This is a genomic window from Enterobacter vonholyi, assembly GCF_008364555.1.
Lineage (GTDB): Bacteria > Pseudomonadota > Gammaproteobacteria > Enterobacterales > Enterobacteriaceae > Enterobacter > Enterobacter vonholyi.
In genome coordinates this window covers 102,751-120,921 of sequence record NZ_VTUC01000010.1, presented here as the reverse complement: position 1 = coordinate 120,921, position 18,171 = coordinate 102,751, and the positions used below count along the sequence as shown (strand labels likewise).

The 18,171-nt window shown below is 58.9% G+C and carries 14 protein-coding genes and 1 pseudogene; 12 read left to right on the top strand and 3 right to left on the bottom strand.

Annotated features, from left to right (window positions below; translation table 11 throughout):
- Positions 1 to 24: 24 nt before the first annotated feature.
- The 3 genes from argF to F0319_RS15645 all read left to right on the top strand — a co-directional run bounded on the left by argF (position 25) and on the right by F0319_RS15645 (position 3,039).
- Positions 25 to 1,029 carry an ornithine carbamoyltransferase gene (gene argF, locus F0319_RS15655; RefSeq protein WP_008501386.1) on the top strand — a complete coding sequence of 335 codons (1,005 nt, stop codon included), beginning with the start codon at positions 25 to 27 and terminating at the stop codon, positions 1,027 to 1,029.
- 46 nt (positions 1,030 to 1,075) lie between these two features.
- The gene (locus F0319_RS15650; RefSeq protein ID WP_149367330.1) at positions 1,076 to 2,479 is read left to right on the top strand and encodes a YfcC family protein; all 1,404 of its coding nucleotides are present in this window, start codon (positions 1,076 to 1,078) and stop codon (positions 2,477 to 2,479) included.
- Between the two features lie 80 nt (positions 2,480 to 2,559).
- A complete protein-coding gene (locus F0319_RS15645) occupies positions 2,560 to 3,039 on the top strand; it encodes an arginine repressor (protein ID WP_111965418.1) in 480 nt (159 codons plus the stop codon).
- 3 nt (positions 3,040 to 3,042) lie between these two features.
- On the opposite strand, the pseudogene F0319_RS15640 reads toward F0319_RS15645, so the two are convergent.
- Positions 3,043 to 3,160: pseudogene (locus F0319_RS15640) on the bottom strand (hypothetical protein).
- On the opposite strand from F0319_RS15640, the gene F0319_RS15635 reads away from it, so the two are divergent.
- From F0319_RS15635 to ridA, 4 genes are all read left to right on the top strand, one after another.
- Complete coding sequence (locus tag F0319_RS15635; RefSeq protein ID WP_022646880.1) at positions 3,140 to 3,244, top strand: pyrBI operon leader peptide; 105 nt, start codon at positions 3,140 to 3,142, stop codon at positions 3,242 to 3,244. The pseudogene F0319_RS15640 and the gene F0319_RS15635 overlap by 21 nt on opposite strands.
- Positions 3,245 to 3,278: 34 nt before the next feature.
- On the top strand, positions 3,279 to 4,211 hold the full coding sequence (gene pyrB / locus F0319_RS15630) for an aspartate carbamoyltransferase (RefSeq protein WP_023310198.1): 933 nt from the start codon (positions 3,279 to 3,281) through the stop codon (positions 4,209 to 4,211).
- 12 nt (positions 4,212 to 4,223) lie between these two features.
- Positions 4,224 to 4,685 (top strand): aspartate carbamoyltransferase regulatory subunit, encoded by a 462-nt coding sequence (gene pyrI, locus F0319_RS15625; protein ID WP_023310197.1) that lies wholly within the window; start codon positions 4,224 to 4,226, stop codon positions 4,683 to 4,685.
- 73 nt (positions 4,686 to 4,758) lie between these two features.
- A complete protein-coding gene (gene ridA / locus F0319_RS15620) occupies positions 4,759 to 5,145 on the top strand; it encodes a 2-iminobutanoate/2-iminopropanoate deaminase (protein ID WP_111965351.1) in 387 nt (128 codons plus the stop codon).
- 50 nt (positions 5,146 to 5,195) lie between these two features.
- Here the strand turns inward: ridA and F0319_RS15615 are convergent, their stop codons facing one another.
- Positions 5,196 to 7,580: a beta-N-acetylhexosaminidase gene (locus F0319_RS15615; RefSeq protein ID WP_149367329.1), complete on the bottom strand. Its 2,385-nt coding sequence runs from the start codon at positions 7,578 to 7,580 to the stop codon at positions 5,196 to 5,198.
- A 202-nt stretch (positions 7,581 to 7,782) separates the two neighbouring features.
- On the bottom strand, positions 7,783 to 10,491 hold the full coding sequence (gene mgtA, locus F0319_RS15610) for a magnesium-translocating P-type ATPase (RefSeq protein ID WP_149367328.1): 2,709 nt from the start codon (positions 10,489 to 10,491) through the stop codon (positions 7,783 to 7,785).
- Positions 10,492 to 10,878: 387 nt separating this feature from the next.
- On the opposite strand from mgtA, the gene treR reads away from it, so the two are divergent.
- From treR to nrdG, 5 genes are all read left to right on the top strand, one after another.
- A complete protein-coding gene (treR, locus tag F0319_RS15605; RefSeq protein ID WP_032651468.1) occupies positions 10,879 to 11,826 on the top strand; it encodes a trehalose operon repressor TreR in 948 nt (315 codons plus the stop codon).
- A 128-nt stretch (positions 11,827 to 11,954) separates the two neighbouring features.
- On the top strand, positions 11,955 to 13,373 hold the full coding sequence (gene treB / locus F0319_RS15600; protein WP_029739268.1) for a PTS trehalose transporter subunit IIBC: 1,419 nt from the start codon (positions 11,955 to 11,957) through the stop codon (positions 13,371 to 13,373).
- Between the two features lie 51 nt (positions 13,374 to 13,424).
- Positions 13,425 to 15,068, top strand: coding sequence for an alpha,alpha-phosphotrehalase (gene treC, locus F0319_RS15595; protein WP_149367327.1), 1,644 nt, complete (start codon positions 13,425 to 13,427; stop codon positions 15,066 to 15,068).
- A gap of 376 nt (positions 15,069 to 15,444) precedes the next feature.
- Positions 15,445 to 17,583 (top strand): anaerobic ribonucleoside-triphosphate reductase, encoded by a 2,139-nt coding sequence (gene nrdD / locus F0319_RS15590; RefSeq protein WP_149367326.1) that lies wholly within the window; start codon positions 15,445 to 15,447, stop codon positions 17,581 to 17,583.
- A gap of 105 nt (positions 17,584 to 17,688) precedes the next feature.
- Entirely contained in the window at positions 17,689 to 18,153 is a 465-nt protein-coding gene (gene nrdG / locus F0319_RS15585) for an anaerobic ribonucleoside-triphosphate reductase-activating protein (protein ID WP_111965356.1), read from the top strand.
- Positions 18,154 to 18,171 lie beyond the last annotated feature (18 nt).

Below are 18,171 nucleotides of genomic sequence, written 5' to 3'. Positions count from 1 at the left end.
ACTCATTTTAAAAAGGATTTAGCCATGACCATCAACCTGAAAAACCGCAACTTCCTCAAACTGCTGGACTACACCCCGGCGGAGATCCAGTACCTGATCGACCTCGCCATTGAGCTCAAGGCCGCCAAAAAAGCCGGGCGCGAGAAGCAAACCCTGGTCGGGAAAAACATCGCCCTGATCTTTGAAAAAACCTCCACCCGCACCCGCTGCGCCTTTGAAGTGGGCGCGTTCGACCAGGGCGCGCAGGTCACCTATCTCGGCCCAAGCGGATCGCAGATTGGCCATAAAGAGTCGATGAAAGACACCGCCCGCGTGCTGGGCCGCATGTACGACGGCATCGAATACCGCGGCTATGGTCAGGCCATCGTCGAAGAGCTGGGCGAGTACGCGGGCGTGCCGGTGTGGAACGGCCTGACCGACGAGTTCCACCCAACGCAAATTCTCGCCGACCTGATGACCATGCTGGAGCACTCCCCGGGCAAAACCCTGCCGGAGCTGAGCTTTGCCTATCTCGGCGACGCGCGCAACAACATGGGCAATTCCCTGATGGTAGGCGCGGCCAAGATGGGGATGGATATCCGCCTCGTCGCGCCGAAATCCTTCTGGCCGGAAGCGGGGCTGGTTGAGCAGTGCCGCGCCATCGCGAAAGAGACGGGCGCGCGCATCACCCTCACCGACGACGTGGAAGAAGGCGTGCAGGGGACCGATTTCCTCTACACCGACGTGTGGGTCTCCATGGGCGAGCCGAAGGAAGCCTGGGCTGAGCGCGTCAGCCTGATGAAGCCATATCAAATTAACGCCCAGGTAATGAAGGCCACCGGCAACCCGAACGTCAAATTCATGCACTGCCTGCCGGCGTTCCACAACGAACACACCAAAGTGGGCCGCGAGATCGAGATGGCGTACGGCCTGAAGGGGCTTGAAGTGACGGAAGAGGTCTTCGAATCGCCGAATTCCATCGTCTTCGACGAAGCAGAGAACCGCATGCACACCATCAAAGCGGTCATGGTGGCGACACTCGGCGACTAATCACCGCCCGGCGCGCCGCGGGTGCGCCGGGTTTAAGGAGAACATCATGGGCAAGTTCAAGTTTCCCTCCGCTTACACCATTCTCTTTTTCCTGATTGCCGTTGTGGCGGCGCTGAGCTGGGTCGTCCCCGCCGGTCAGTACCAGATGGCGATGAACGAAACCCTCGGTAAAGAAGTCCCGATTGCCGGCACCTACGCGCACGTGGCGGCACATCCGCAGGGGCTGGTTTCCGTCCTGATGGCGCCCATCGCCGGGCTGTACGATCCGGTCTCCGGCCAGGCCGGGGCGATCGACGTGGCGCTGTTTATTCTGATCATCGGGGGATTCCTCGGGATCGTCACCAAAACCGGGGCGATTGACGCCGGGATCGAGCGCGTCACCACCCGGTTACGCGGGCGGGAGGAGTGGATGATCCCGATCCTGATGGCACTGTTCGCCGCGGGCGGCACGATTTACGGCATGGCCGAAGAGTCACTGCCCTTCTATACCTTACTGGTGCCGGTGATGCTGGCCGCCCGGTTCGATCCGGTTGTCGCCGCCTCCACCGTGCTGCTCGGGGCGGGGATCGGCACGCTGGGTTCCACCATCAACCCGTTTGCCACGGTGATCGCCGCCAACGCCGCCGGGATCCCCTTTACCAACGGTATCGCCCTGCGCGTGGCGCTGCTGGTCATCGGCTGGGTCATTTGCGTGGCGTGGGTGATGCGCTATGCCCGCAAAGTCCGCCAGGATCCGTCGCTGTCGATCGTCGCGGATAAACAGGAAGAGAACCGCGCCCATTTCCTCGGCAACAAGGGCGAACAGTCGCTTGAATTCACCCCGGTGCGCAAAATCATCCTGGTGATTTTTGCCCTCGCCTTCGCGGTAATGATTTACGGCGTGGCGGTACTGGGCTGGTGGATGGCGGAGATCTCCGCGGTGTTTCTCGCCAGCGCGATTATTGTCGGCCTGATTGCCCGCATGAGCGAAGAGGAGCTGACGTCGACGTTTATCAACGGCGCGCGAGATTTGCTGGGCGTCGCGCTGATTATCGGCATCGCGCGCGGTATCGTAGTCATCATGGATAAGGGCATGATTACCCACACCATTTTGCACAGCGCTGAAGGGCTGGTCAGCGGGTTGTCGACGGTGGCGTTCATCAATGTGATGTACTGGCTGGAAGTGGTGCTGTCGTTTCTTGTGCCTTCTTCGTCCGGCCTGGCCGTTCTGACGATGCCGATCATGGCGCCGCTTGCCGATTTCGCTAACGTCAACCGCGACCTGGTGGTGACGGCTTACCAGTCGGCCTCCGGCATCGTTAATCTCGTCACGCCCACTTCTGCCGTCGTGATGGGCGGGCTGGCTATCGCCCGGGTGCCTTACGTGCGCTATCTGAAATGGGTGGCGCCGCTGCTGGCGATCCTGACGGTGGTGATTATGGTGGCGTTAAGTCTGGGGGCGTTGTTGTAATTTGCCGGATGGCGCTGCGCTTATCCGGCCTACGGATCGGTGCGGTGCCACCGGTTATTTCGGGAACTGATATGGGAACTATGATGGATTACGAAGAGTACTCTCCCAAAGAGCAACTACAGCTGACGGTCTGCCAGCGCCTGATCGCAGAAAAGAGTTACCTCTCTCAGGAGGAGATCCGCCGGGATTTACAGGAGCGTGGTTTTGAGACCATCAGCCAGTCCACCGTTTCACGTCTGCTTAAATTGCTCGGTGTCATAAAAATTCGAAATGCCAAAGGGCTAAAGATTTATTCGCTGAATCCCCAGCTGCGCCCTGCCCCCGACGCCGCGCGTACCGTGTCCGAAATGGTGGTCAGCGTCGAGCATAATAGCGAGTTTATCCTTGTTCATACCGTCGCCGGATATGGCCGCGCGGTGGCGCGTATTCTGGATTATCACCAGCTTCCGGAAATTTTAGGCGTGGTGGCCGGCAGCAGTATCGTCTGGGTCGCTCCCCGGCTCGTGAAGCGCACCGCGCTGGTGCATAAGCAAATTAATTATTTACTCAGAACGCATTAATATTCACAAAGAACCGTTTGCATTGAGTAAAGCGTGCATTAAATCGCTTGATCCGAAAAGCGAGCTGCGTATAATGCCCGACAATTTGCCGGGAGGAAGCATGGTCAAGCGTGTACGACATAACGTCTTACCGCGTCTGAAATCAGACGCTGGCCTGCCGTTTTTCTTCCCGTTGCTAAACCTATTCCCAGAGCCCCTCATTTGAGGGGCTTTTTTTTGCCCGGCGTCAGGAGATAAACATGAATCCGCTTTATCAAAAACACATCATTTCCATAAACGACCTCAGCCGTGAAGAGCTGGAACTGGTTCTGGAAACCGCGGCAAAACTGAAGGCCAATCCGCAACCGGAGCTGCTGAAGCACAAGGTGATTGCGAGCTGCTTCTTTGAAGCCTCAACCCGCACCCGCCTCTCCTTTGAGACCTCCATGCACCGCCTGGGCGCGAGCGTGGTGGGCTTCTCGGACAGCAGCAACACGTCGCTGGGTAAAAAAGGCGAGACCCTGGCGGATACCATTTCAGTGATTAGCACCTACGTCGACGCAATTGTGATGCGTCATCCACAGGAGGGCGCGGCGCGCCTCGCGACCGAGTTCTCCGGCGGCATTCCGGTGCTGAACGCCGGTGACGGTGCCAACCAGCACCCAACGCAGACGCTGCTGGACCTGTTCACCATTCAGGAGACGCAGGGCAAACTTGAGAACCTGAACATCGCCATGGTTGGCGACCTGAAATACGGCCGCACCGTTCACTCCCTGACCCAGGCGCTGGCGAAATTTAACGGCAACCGCTTCTTCTTCATCGCCCCGGACGCGCTGGCGATGCCGCAGTACATTCTCGACATGCTGGACGAGAAAGGCATTCAGTGGAGCCTGCATGCCAGCATCGAAGAGGTGATGAGCCACGTGGATATTCTCTACATGACCCGCGTGCAGAAAGAGCGTCTGGACCCGTCCGAATATGCCAACGTGAAGGCGCAGTTCGTGCTGCGCGCCAGCGACCTCGAGGGCGCGCGCGACAACATGAAGGTCCTGCATCCGCTGCCGCGCATCGATGAGATCACCACAGACGTGGATAAAACGCCGCACGCCTGGTACTTCCAGCAGGCCGGGAACGGCATCTTCGCCCGCCAGGCGTTACTGGCACTGGTTCTGAATCGCGAATTGGCACTGTAAGGGGAAACGACCATGACACACGATAACAAACTCCAGGTTGAAGCCATCAAGCGCGGCACCGTGATTGACCACATCCCTGCGCAGGTGGGCTTTAAGCTGCTGACGCTGTTCAAACTGACGGAAACCGACCAGCGCATCACCATCGGCCTGAACCTACCGTCGGGCGAGATGGGCCGCAAAGACCTGATTAAAATCGAGAATACCTTCCTGACCGACGAGCAGGTCAACCAGCTGTCGCTGTACGCACCGGACGCCACCGTCAACCGCATCGACGAGTATGAAGTGGTCGGTAAATCCCGCCCGAGCCTGCCGGATCGCATTGAAAGCGTGCTGGTCTGCCCGAACAGCAACTGCATCAGTCACGCTGAGCCGGTTTCCTCCAGCTTTGCAGTGAAAAAACGCGCCGATGACATCGCACTCAAATGCAAATACTGCGAAAAAGAGTTTTCTCATTATGTGGTGCTGGCCAACTAATTGAGGTTGGTAATGAAATCCCGGCTGTTATAATGGCCGGGAACATTCTTAACGCTGTAATTCTGGAGAAAACATGAGCAAAGTACTCGCGACGGAAAATGCACCAGCGGCTATCGGCCCTTACGTTCAGGGCGTTGATCTGGGTAACATGATCATCACTTCCGGGCAGATCCCGGTGAACCCAAAAACCGGCGCGGTGCCGGAAGATGTCGCGGCACAGGCGCGTCAGTCGCTGGAAAACGTGCAGGCTATCGTTGAATCTGCCGGTCTGAAAGTAGGTGATATCGTGAAAACTACCGTTTTCGTGAAAGATCTGAACGATTTCGCGACCGTTAACGCCACCTACGAAGCGTTCTTCACCGAGCACAACGCCACCTTCCCGGCGCGCTCCTGCGTGGAAGTGGCCCGTCTGCCAAAAGACGTGAAAATTGAAATCGAAGCGATCGCCGTACGTCGCTAATTCGCTTTGGCGATAAAAAAGGCAGCCGAGGCTGCCTTTTTTGTTGCTTGCTACTGATTCCGCGTCGCCCTGAGCAGCGTCTCCAGCGGATATACCGCCGCAATCACCACCTCGTCCTGCACCTTCGCCGCGTTATCCAGCTCGCTCTGAATCGACGCGATCTCTTTATCATCCAGCGTCCCCTGGCGCGCCACCAGATCCGTCAGCCTCAGGCCAATCGTGGCCAGCTTATCCACCTCCTGGATCACCGGCTTCATCGCCTTGAGCTGATAGCTGTTTTCGCTTAACGCCAGCGCGTCGCTGGTGTTGCTCTGCCAGCGGTTAAACACGTGGCGCAGGGCGTCGGCGCTTTCCGTATCTTCCGCATCGCTCACCAGACGGTCCGCCCATTTGTGCATCTGGCGCACGGTGGCGCTTTCGGCGTTCAGCGCATCGGCGAAGCGGTTGAGCGGCTCGAACTGATGATAATTTCCCGCCTGGAACTTCAGGTGCTGGCGGGTGTAATACTGCGCGGGCTCTACCGCCTGAGCGAGGATCTGCAGCGGCAGCGTGTCGGCATTACCGGCAAGGCGCGTGAACTGCACCTGCTGCTGGGTATGCTGCTGCAGCCCAACCGACACCGTCGACCAGCTGTCCATCGCCTGCAGGCGGGTGTACATGTTATCGACGTCGTTGACGTCCTGCGCGGACCACAGCCGCTCTGCCACCGCGAAGGTGCGCGGCCACAGGCGAATATCCAGCACTGGCGCCACCACGTTTTCCGCCCACAGCGCGGCTTCACCGCCGAGCAGGTTGGCCTGGTTCGCCGCGTCCGGCACGACCGGCGGAATGCCTTTCGGCACCTCGTCCAGACGCGTGCCGCTGATTGGGTAGCGCGTATTCCCGACAAGGAAATAACCGGCGAGTTTGTCGTTATCGACGGTGACGACAGGGCGCGTTTCGCCCATCCACGTATCAACGGTAAATGTGACCTGGCTATCATCGCGCCATTCGATGTTCTGCACCGCGCGGCGGGATTTCCCGGCAAAATCAATAAACCCGCGCCAGCCGGCATCCCCTTTCACCAGCGTGAAGCTCCCCTCCACCGGCTTGCCCTTCAGGCGCGGCATGGAAAAGGCCCAGCTCTGGACGCTGTCGGTGTCGGCAATCACATCCACGCCGTTCAGCCCCTGCGGGACAATTTCGTTGCGGTAGTGATAGGCGGTGGACTGGGGCTGGTCGAGATAGAAACCGGTGGAGAGAATGCCCTTGTAGCCGTTCTGCGCCACCTGCCCCAGCGCGTCCTGACCCTGCCAGGACTGGATCAGAATGCTTTTCGGCAGATCGGGATGGTAGATCTCATCCCAGCCGACCATCTGGCGGCGATGCTTCTCGAGGATCGTTTCCAGCCTGCGGTTGAAGTAAGCCTGCAGCGCGTGGCTGTCCGCCAGCCTGTTGTCGCGCATAAACTGCTGGATGGCCGGGTTCGCTTTCCACTGGCTATCGTCCACCTCATCACCGCCGATGTGCAGATACGGATCGGGGAAGATCGCCGCCAGTTCGCTGACCATCGCGTCGGCAAAAGCGTAAGTTGCGTCTTTGGTGGGATCGAGAACCGGCTTCAGCACGCCCCAGTGGCGCTCCATGGCGTACGGCCCCGGGGCGCTCATCAGCTCCGGGTAGGCCACGGCAATCGCCGAGGCGTGGCCCGGCATATCGATCTCCGGCACCACGCGGATACCGCGTTCGGCGGCGTAACGCACCACCTCACGCATCAGCTCAGGCGTGTAGAACAGCCCGTCGCTGGCAAGCTGCGTCAGCTTAGGGTAGCGCTTCGAGCTGAAGCGCCAGCCCTGGTCGTCGGTTAAGTGCCAGTGCAGCACGTTGAGCTTCGCCGCAGCCATGCCGTCGATCTGGCGTTTGATATCCGGCAGCGGGATAAAGTGACGTGCCGAATCGAGCAGCAGCCCGCGCCACGGGAAGCGCGGCGAATCTTCAATGGTAACCCACGGGATCGAGGTGTTTTCCGCCCCGTTCTGCATCAGCTGGAGCAGGGTTTCCATGGCGCGCAGCGCGCCGAAGCGGGTGTTGGCGGAGATATTCACCCCGCTGGCGTCCACCGTGAGCTTATAGGTTTCATCGCTGTCCGGCAGCGGCTGCGGCTTGACCTTTTTGGCAATCGCGATGCGGATAGTTGGTTTGTCTGGCTTTTCAGCCTGAGGCTGCAGCGTCCAGCCGGTTTGCAGGGCGATGCGCTGGCGCAGGCGGTTGACGGCGTCACCGAGATCGTCCCCGCTGACGCTAATGGATACGTTGTTGCTGAGCACCAGCGCGCCCTGAGTCGTCGGGCGTTCGACCTTGGCAGGCCAGGGCATTAAAGGGAGATCCCCTGCCGGGGCGGCAAAGGCAGAGGCGCCGAGCATCAGCCCGGCGGTTAAGAGACTGTACCGTAACATGAATGTTCCTTATCTGACGGGCCAAATAAAGGCAAAACATTCTGTTAACATGCGCTCAATTTGTCGTCAAGCGAATGCGCCGACGGAGATCACAGGTTATTGAATTTGGGAGGAAAGCTATTGCCCGGTGGCGCTGCGCTTACCGGGCCTACGTTTCGGGAGTAGGCCGGGTAAGGCGAAGCCGCCACCCGGCAAACATAACTTACTGCCACCCATACCGACGCGCATAGAACCCTTTCACCATCTGCGTCAGCACCATATAACCGGCGAGGATCGCCACCAGCCAAGGGAAGTAGCTCAGCGGCAGCGCCTGCAGCTGCAGGTAGCTTGCCAGCGGTGAGAACGGCAGCGCGATGCCCAGCGCCATCACAATCCCCGTCATCACAATCAGCGGCCACGCGGCACGGCTCTGGATGAACGGAATGCGGCGGGTGCGGATCATATGCACAATTAGCGTCTGCGACAGCAGGCCTACCACGAACCAGCCGGACTGGAACAGCGTCTGATGTTCCGGCGTGTTGGCATGGAACACAAACCACATCAGGCAGAAGGTCAGGATGTCGAAGATGGAGCTGATCGGGCCAAAGAACAGCATGAAGCGCCCAAGATCTGCCGGGTTCCAGTGCTGCGGCTTCTGGATCTGCTCGTCGTCCACGTTATCAAACGGAATCGCCACCTGAGACACGTCGTACATCAGGTTCTGGATCAGCAGGTGCAGCGGCAGCATCGGCAGGAACGGCAGAAACGCGCTCGCCACCAGCACGCTGAAGACGTTACCGAAGTTAGAGCTGGCGGTCATTTTGATGTACTTGAGCATGTTGGCAAAGGTACGGCGACCTTCAATCACGCCCTCCTCCAGCACCATCAGGCTCTTTTCCAGCAGAATGATATCCGCAGCTTCGCGGGCGATGTCCACCGCCCCGTCGACGGAAATACCGATATCCGCCGCACGCAGCGCGGGCGCGTCGTTAATGCCGTCGCCCATAAAGCCCACCACGTGCCCTTCGCGCTTGAGCAGGGTGACGATGCGCTCTTTGTGCATCGGCGTCAGGCGGGCAAACAGCGTGGTACGCTGGGCAAGCTTCGCCAGCTCTTCATCAGAGAGATGTTCAATATCGCTCCCCACCACCACGTCGCCTGCGTCCAGCCCCACTTCATGGCACACTTTAGCCGCCACCAGCTCGCTGTCGCCGGTGAGAATTTTGACGGTAATACCGCTCGCCTTCAGCGCCTTCAGCGCCGGTGCGGTGGTCTCTTTCGGCGGGTCGAGGAAGGCGATGTAACCCTCGAGGATCAGATCGGATTCGTCAATACGCTGGTAATCACCCTCGCGCGCGGGCAGGAACTTGCTCGCGACCGCCACCACGCGCAGCCCCTGACGGTTCAGGTTATCGGTGACGCGCCTGATGCGGCGCAGCATGGTGTCGTCCAGCGGCACGATGTCGCCGTTATAGCGAACCTGCGTAGACACGTTGAGGATCTCCTGCAGCGCGCCTTTGCAGATCAGCTGGTGGACGTCCTGCTGCTCGCTCACCACCACCGACATGCGGCGGCGCTCGAAGTCGAACGGGATCTCATCCACCTTCTGCCAGCGGCCGGAGAGCGTGCGGGCTGATTCCTCATCCACCCCTTCCAGCACCGCAACGTCGAGCAGGTTTTTCAGCCCGGTCTGATAATGGCTGTTCAGCCACGCGCTGTGAAGGACGCGCTCGCTGGTTTTGCCGGAGATATCGGTGTGGTTCTCCAGCACGATTTTGTCCTGCGTCAGGGTGCCGGTTTTATCGGTACAAAGGATGTCCATCGCGCCAAAGTTCTGGATGGCGTCGAGATGTTTGACGATCACCTTCTGTTTAGAGAGCTTCACCGCCCCGCGCGCCAGCGTGGAGGTGACGATCATCGGCAGCATTTCCGGCGTTAAGCCGACCGCCACGGAGAGCGCAAACAGCGCCGCTTCCCACCAGTCGCCTTTGGTGTAGCCGTTGATCAGCAGCACGATTGGCGTCATCACCATCATAAAGCGGATCAGCAGCATGCTGACGCGGCCAATTCCTTTCTGGAAGGCATTCGGCTCGCTCTCCTGCTCGCTGACGCGTCCGGCAAGCTGACCAAACCAGGTGTTGCCCCCGGTAGCGGTGACAATCGCCTGCGCCGTACCGCTGACCACCGTGGTGCCCATAAAGCACAGGGTGTCGCACTCGAGCGGATTCATCTGCTGCGGGTCGCGGCTGCGCGCCACCTTTTCAACGGGCAGGGATTCCCCGGTAAGGGAGGCCTGCGCGACGAACAGATCGCGCGCCTGGATGATGCGTAAATCCGCCGGGATCATGTCACCCGCGGCCAGCTTCACCAGATCGCCCGGCACCAGCTGGTCGATCGGCAGCTCCACCCAGGCGTTTTCGCCGAGATCGTTAATCACCCGCGAGACGGTCGCGGTGTTGCTGACCATCGCCTTCAGGGCGTCCGCCGCTTTGGTGGAGCGCGCCTCCTGAATAAAGTTCAGCAGCGTGGAGATACCCACCATCAGGGCAATGACGCCTGCGGCAAACAGATCTTCCGTCGCGTAGGAGATGAGGCCGAGCACGGTCAGCAGCAGGTTGAACGGGTTGCGGTAGCAGAGCCACAGATGCACCCACCACGGAGACGGCTTTTGCGCCGGGATCTGGTTATCGCCATGCACGGCGCGGATTTTTTCCACTTCTGCCGCGTTCAGCCCTTCCGGATGTCCGCCAAAGGCCCTCCAGACTTCGTTTTCATCCATCGCCGCCACGTTCAGGCAGCGTTCGGTCAGGGACGCGGGGATCGCCGCCCCCGCCATGTTTTTGGCATTAGGCAGCGGGTCGCGCTGAACAAGACGGTGTGGCAGGTGGCGGCTCAGCAGGGCCTGCAGCTGCCGGGTGATATTTTTAAACATAGTCATTCCTCCGCATCCGCCAGGGCGGATGCAGCAATTCCTTCAGGCGTGGCAAAGCCGTACCTGAGAGGCACTTAATTTTTCAAGCAGGAACGTTTAAGACGTTGCTGCCTCACGCCGGTGAGACAGCAAAAGCTGGCTTACCGGAAAGAACGCATTCTCCCGTTCAGGAGAGGTGTGGGATCGGGATCCATGAAGCCTCCGGTAAGTAAAAAACAGGGTGTCGCCGCGTAGTCCAGGGATTTAGGCATACCCTTTATGACGATTCGGGCGGTATTATACCCCCCTGCAAATAAACCGAAAGTAAACCAGACTTTGCCCATAGCGAAATCGCGCTATAGCATTAGGCTCAATTCACTACATCGTCGTTGTTACAGGGAATACAGCATGCAGAACCGTCTTACGATTAAAGACATCGCGCGTTTAAGCGGCGTGGGGAAATCGACCGTCTCACGCGTGCTGAATAACGAAAGCGGCGTCAGCGAACGCACCCGCGAGCGCGTCGAGGCGGTTATGAATCAGCACGGTTTTTCCCCTTCCCGCTCCGCGCGCGCCATGCGCGGGCAGAGTGACAAAGTCGTCGCCATCATTGTCTCGCGTCTGGACTCTCTGTCTGAAAACCTCGCCGTGCAGACGATGCTGCCCGCCTTCTACGAGCAGGGATATGATCCGATCATGATGGAGAGCCAGTTCTCGCCACAGCTGGTGGAAGAGCATCTGGGCATGCTCCAGCGGCGCAACATTGACGGCGTGGTGCTGTTCGGCTTTACCGGCATCAAAGACGAGATGCTAAAACCCTGGCAGCCGTCGCTGGTTCTGCTGGCACGCGATGCCCACGGGTTTGCCTCCGTCTGCTATGACGACGAGGGCGCGATTATCACCCTGATGCAGCGCCTGTTTGACGAAGGCCATCGCCACATCAGCTTCCTCGGCGTCCCGCACGCGGACGTCACCACCGGCAAGCGTCGTCATGAGGCCTACCTGGCCTTTTGCAAAAAGCACAATCTTTCCGCCGTGGCCTCCCTGCCGGGTCTGGGCATGAAGCAGGGCTACGAGCAGGTCGCCAGCGTACTGACGCCGCAGACCACCGCGCTGGTGTGCGCCACGGATACCCTTGCACTGGGTGCCAGCAAATATCTGCAGGAGCAGCGTATCGATAACCTGCAGGTGGCGAGCGTCGGCAGCACGCCGCTGATGAAGTTCCTGCACCCGGAGATCATCACCGTCGACCCGGGCTACGCCGAATCCGGCAGACAGGCCGCCGCGCAGCTGATCGAGCAGATAAACGGGCGCGCTGAGCCGCGTCAGATCGTCATTCCCGCTCACCTTTCGTAATCGCCATAAAACAGATTATTGTGATCTTCGCCCGATTTCGGGAACGTTCCCATTTTCGCCGTCACGCTGAAGGAGTAGGCTTGCGCTCAGGTCATTCCCCCCCTCACCATCTGTCATGAGGTTTCATGATGAGTAAAGTCAAACAAGCAGATATCGATCGGCTGATCGTCCTGGTCGGCGGCCGCGAAAACATCGCCACCGTCAGCCATTGCATTACCCGCCTGCGCTTCGTGCTGAACGATCCGGCCAAAGCCAACCCGAAGGCCATTGAAGAACTTTCCATGGTCAAAGGCTGCTTCACCAACGCCGGTCAGTTCCAGGTCGTGATTGGTACCGAAGTGGGCGATTACTATCAGGCTCTGCTGGCGACAACCGGGCACTCCTCCGCCGATAAAGAGCAGGCGAAGAAGGCCGCGCGCCAGAACATGAAGTGGCACGAGCAGCTGATTTCCCACTTCGCGGAAATTTTCTTCCCGCTGCTGCCCGCGCTGATCAGCGGAGGCTTGATCTTAGGCTTCCGTAACGTCATCGGCGATGTGCCGATGAGCGACGGTAAAACCCTGGCGCAGATGTATCCGGCGCTGAAAACCGTTTACGATTTCCTGTGGCTGATTGGCGAGGCGATCTTCTTCTATCTGCCGGTCGGGATTTGCTGGTCCGCGGTGCGTAAAATGGGCGGCACGCCGATTCTCGGAATCGTGCTGGGCGTCACGCTGGTCTCTCCACAGTTAATGAACGCTTACTTACTTGGTCAGCAGGTGCCTGAGGTGTGGAACTTCGGCCTGTTTACCATCGCCAAAGTGGGCTATCAGGCTCAGGTCATTCCGGCCCTGCTGGCGGGTCTAGCGCTGGGCTTTATTGAAACGCGCCTGAAACGCATCGTGCCGGATTACCTCTATCTGGTGGTGGTGCCGGTCTGCTCGCTGATCCTGGCGGTGTTTCTGGCGCACGCCTTTATCGGTCCGTTTGGCCGCATGATTGGCGACGGCGTGGCCTTCGCGGTGCGTCACCTGATGACCGGCAGCTTCGCGCCAATCGGTGCCGCGCTGTTTGGCTTCCTGTACGCCCCGCTGGTGATCACCGGCGTGCATCAGACCACGCTAGCCATTGATATGCAGATGATCCAGAGCCTCGGCGGCACACCGGTCTGGCCGATTATCGCCCTGTCTAACATTGCTCAGGCGTCAGCGGTGACCGGCATCATTATCGTCAGCCGCAAGCACAACGAACGCGAGATCTCCGTTCCGGCGGCCATCTCCGCCTACCTCGGCGTCACCGAACCGGCGATGTACGGTATCAACCTGAAATACCGCTTCCCGATGCTCTGCGCGATGATCGGTTCCGGTCTGGCTGGCCTGGTGTGCGGACTGAACGGCGTAATGGCAAACGGGATTGGCGTCGGCGGCCTGCCGGGCATCCTCTCCATCCAGCCCGCTTACTGGCAGGTGTTCGCCCTGGCAATGGCCATCGCCATTATCGTCCCAATGGCGCTGACCACCGTGGTTTACCAGCGTAAGTTCCGTCAGGGCTCGCTGCAGATTGTTTAACTCTCTCTTTCGGGGCGCAGTTGCGCCCCTTCGCATTTGCAGGAACACACTATGAATACCCTTCCTCACTGGTGGCAAAACGGCGTTATCTACCAGATTTACCCCAAGAGTTTCCAGGACACCACCGGCAGCGGCACCGGCGATCTGCGCGGCGTGACGCAGCGTCTGGACTACCTGAAAACCCTCGGCATCGACGCCATCTGGCTGACGCCGTTTTATATCTCCCCGCAGGTGGACAACGGCTACGACGTGGCAAACTACACCGCCATCGACCCGGCCTACGGCACGCTGGATGATTTCGACGAGCTGGTCGCTGAGGCGCACGCGCGCGGCATTCGCATCGTGCTGGACATGGTGTTTAACCACACCTCCACGCAGCACGCCTGGTTCCGCGAATCGCTGAACAAAGCGAGCCCGTACCGCCAGTTCTACATCTGGCGAGACGGCACGCCGGAGCAGTTGCCCAATAACTGGCGCTCCAAGTTTGGCGGCAACGCCTGGCGCTGGCACGCGGAGAGCGAGCAGTATTACCTGCACCTTTTCGCGCCGGAGCAGGCCGATCTCAACTGGGAAAACCCGGCGGTGCGCGCCGAGCTGAAAAAGGTGTGCGAGTTCTGGGCCGACCGCGGTGTCGACGGCTTGCGCCTCGACGTCATTAACCTGATTTCGAAAGATCAGGATTTCCCGAATGACGAGACGGGCGACGGTCGCCGCTTCTACACAGACGGGCCGCGCATCCACGAATATCTGCAGGAAATGAGCCGCGACGTCTTCACCCCGCGCAACCTGATGACGGTGGGCGAGATGTCCTCGACCTCGCTGGAAAACTGCCAGCAGTACGCGTCGCTCGACGGGCGCGAGCTGTCGATGACCTTTAACTTCCACCACCTGAAGGTGGACTACCCGGGCGGCGAAAAGTGGACGCTGGCGAAGCCGGACTTCGTGGCGCTCAAAACCCTCTTCCGCCACTGGCAGCAGGGGATGCACAACAAAGCCTGGAACGCGCTGTTCTGGTGTAACCACGATCAGCCGCGCATCGTGTCGCGCTTCGGTGACGAAGGAGAATACCGGGTTTACGCCGCGAAGATGCTCGGCATGGTGCTGCACGGCATGCAGGGCACGCCGTATATCTATCAGGGTGAAGAGCTTGGCATGACCAACCCGCACTTCAGCCGCATCACCGATTACCGCGACGTGGAAAGCCTGAACATGTTCGCGGAACTGCGCGCCAGCGGCCGCGAGCCGGATGAATTACTGGCGATTCTGGCGAGTAAGTCTCGCGACAACGGGCGAACCCCAATGCAGTGGGACGCGTCGCACAACGCGGGCTTTACCGAGGGCGAACCGTGGATTGGTGTCTGCGATAATTACGAAACCGTGAACGCCCGCTCGGCGCTCGACGATGCGGATTCCGTCTTCTATACCTATCAGTCGCTGATTAGCCTGCGCAAAACCCTGCCGGTGCTGACGTGGGGAGATTATGAAGATCTCCTGCCGGAGCATCCTTCTCTGTGGTGCTATCGCCGCCAGTGGCAGGGACAGACCCTGATTGTTGCGGCAAACCTGAGTAATACGCCTCAGGAATGGCAGACAGACCTTCTCAGCGGTAAGTTGCAGGTGCTGATGAGTAACTACCCGACACCGCAAACGACGTCGCTGCGTCCGTTTGAAGCCGTCTGGTGGTTACAGCAGTAGCATTCCCTGCCGGGTGTGGCTCAGCACCCGGCTTACTTAACTGTTTTTGTTGAGTAATTAATCAGATTTTTCTCTCGCGCCTTTACAATCGCTGAAGCGCCCGTCGTTTGTACTCTCGTTTTTTTACTTTGTTCTGCATCAAATAAATCGCAAACATGTTTGATGCAAATCACTATATGTAGCACTTAAAATGCACGCCAACCCAACATCTTGTATTTATCGTCTACTATTCCAACAACAAGACGGCGCTTACGCTGGCCGGAATTGTGGATAACACGAGCTGGGAACGCGGGAAGTCTTTGGCCTGGCGGGGAATACGCCCGGAGAAGACTTCTCCACCTCTGTGGATAACCTGTTTTCAAAAAATGGAGTGATCATGACACCGCATGTGATGAAACGTGATGGCTGTAAAGTGCCGTTTAAATCAGAGCGCATCCAGGAAGCCATTCTGCGTGCAGCTAAAGCAGCGGGAGTCGATGACGCAGATTACTGCGCCACCGTCGCAGAAGTCGTTAGCAGCCAGATGAACGAACGCAGCCAGGTCGATATCAACGAGATCCAGACCGCGGTTGAGAACCAGCTGATGGCGGGGCCTTACAAGCAGCTGGCGCGCGCCTACATTGAGTACCGCCACGATCGTGACGTGCAGCGTGAGAAGCGCGGGCGTCTGAACCAGGAGATCCGTGGTCTGGTAGAGCAGACCAACTCTGCCCTGCTCAATGAAAACGCCAACAAAGACAGTAAAGTGATCCCGACCCAGCGCGACCTGCTGGCCGGCATCGTCGCCAAACACTATGCCCGTCAGCATCTGCTGCCGCGCGACGTAGTCTCTGCGCACGAGCGCGGCGAAATTCACTACCACGATCTCGACTATTCGCCGTTCTTCCCGATGTTCAATTGCATGCTGATCGACCTGAAAGGGATGCTGACCCACGGTTTTAAAATGGGTAACGCAGAGATTGAACCGCCAAAATCCATCTCCACCGCCACCGCGGTCACGGCGCAGATCATCGCCCAGGTCGCCAGCCATATTTATGGCGGCACCACCATTAACCGCATTGATGAAGTGCTGGCCCCGTTCGTGACGGCAAGCTTCAACAAGCATCGTAAAACGGCCGAAGAGTGGCAGATCCCGGACGCTGACGGCTACGCCCATTCCCGCACCGAGAAAGAGTGCTACGATGCCTTCCAGTCGCTGGAATATGAGGTGAACACGCTGCACACCGCCAACGGCCAGACGCCGTTTGTGACCTTCGGTTTTGGCCTGGGCACCAGCTGGGAATCACGCCTGATCCAGCAGTCGATCCTTCGCAACCGTATTTCCGGCCTCGGCAAGAACCGCAAAACGGCGGTGTTCCCGAAACTGGTGTTCGCCATCCGCGACGGCCTCAACCACAAGTTTGGCGATCCGAACTACGACATAAAACAGCTGGCGCTGGAGTGCGCGAGCAAGCGCATGTATCCGGACATCCTGAACTACGACCAGGTTGTGAAAGTTACCGGTTCGTTTAAAACGCCAATGGGCTGCCGCAGCTTCCTCGGCGTGTACGAGGATGAAAACGGCGAGCAGATCCACGACGGGCGCAACAACCTGGGCGTCATCAGCCTCAACCTGCCGCGCATCGCGCTGGAGGCGAAAGGTAATGAAGCTGAGTTCTGGAAACTACTGGATGAACGTCTGCAGCTGGCGCGTAAGGCGCTGATGACCCGTATCGCCCGTCTGGAAGGGGTGAAAGCCCGCGTCGCGCCGATCCTTTATATGGAAGGGGCCTGTGGCGTACGCCTGAAAGCGGACGATGACGTGTCTGAGATCTTCAAAAACGGTCGCGCGTCCATTTCGCTGGGCTATATCGGTATTCACGAAACCATCAACGCGCTGTTTGGCGACACGCACATGTACGACAGCGAAGCCCTGCGCGAAAAAGGGATCGCCATCGTTCAGCGCCTGCGCGACGCGGTAGACCAGTGGAAAGAGGAAACTGGCTACGGATTTAGCCTCTACAGCACGCCGAGTGAGAACCTGTGCGACCGCTTCTGCCGTCTGGACACCGCTGAGTTCGGGATTGTGGAAGGCGTGACCGACAAAGGGTATTACACCAACAGCTTCCACCTCGACGTCGAGAAGAAGGTCAACCCGTACGACAAGATCGACTTCGAAGCGGCGTATCCGCCGATCGCCAGCGGCGGCTTCATCTGCTACGGCGAGTACCCGAACATTCAGCACAACCTGAAGGCGCTGGAGGACGTGTGGGATTACAGCTACCAGCACGTGCCGTATTACGGGACCAACACGCCCATCGACGAATGCTACGAATGCGGCTTTACCGGTGAGTTTGAATGTACCAGTAAAGGCTTCACCTGCCCGAAATGCGGCAACCACGATGCGGCCCGCGTATCCGTGACCCGTCGCGTATGCGGCTATCTCGGTAGCCCGGACGCGCGTCCGTTTAACGCCGGCAAGCAGGAAGAGGTGAGGCGTCGCGTGAAGCATTTGGGGAATGGGCAGATCGGTTAATCCTCAGCCACGTTAATGCCCGGTGGCGCTGCGCTTACCGGGCCTACGGACCGCTCTCTTTTGTAGGCCGGGTAAGCGCAGCGCCACCCGGCGTGGTTATTCGCTATGAACTATCACCAGTACTACCCTGTCGACATCGTCAACGGCCCCGGCACCCGCTGCACCCTGTTTGTTTCAGGCTGCGTCCATGAATGCCCCGGCTGCTACAACAAAAGCACCTGGCGACTCAATTCTGGCATGCCGTTCACCGCGGAGATTGAAGATAAAATCATCAGCGACCTGAATGACACGCGTATTCACCGCCAGGGGATTTCGCTCTCCGGCGGCGATCCGCTGCACCCGCAAAACGTGCCGGATATCCTGAAGCTGGTGAAGCGCATTCGTGCAGAGTGTGCGGGAAAAGATATCTGGGTCTGGACAGGCTACAGGCTGGATGAACTGAATACGCAGCAGATGGAAGTGGTGGATCTGATTAACGTGCTGGTCGACGGCAAGTTCGTGCAGGATTTAAAAGACCCGTCTTTGATCTGGCGCGGCAGCAGTAACCAGGTAGTGCATCATCTGCGATGAGCAAAGGCGGATGTTATC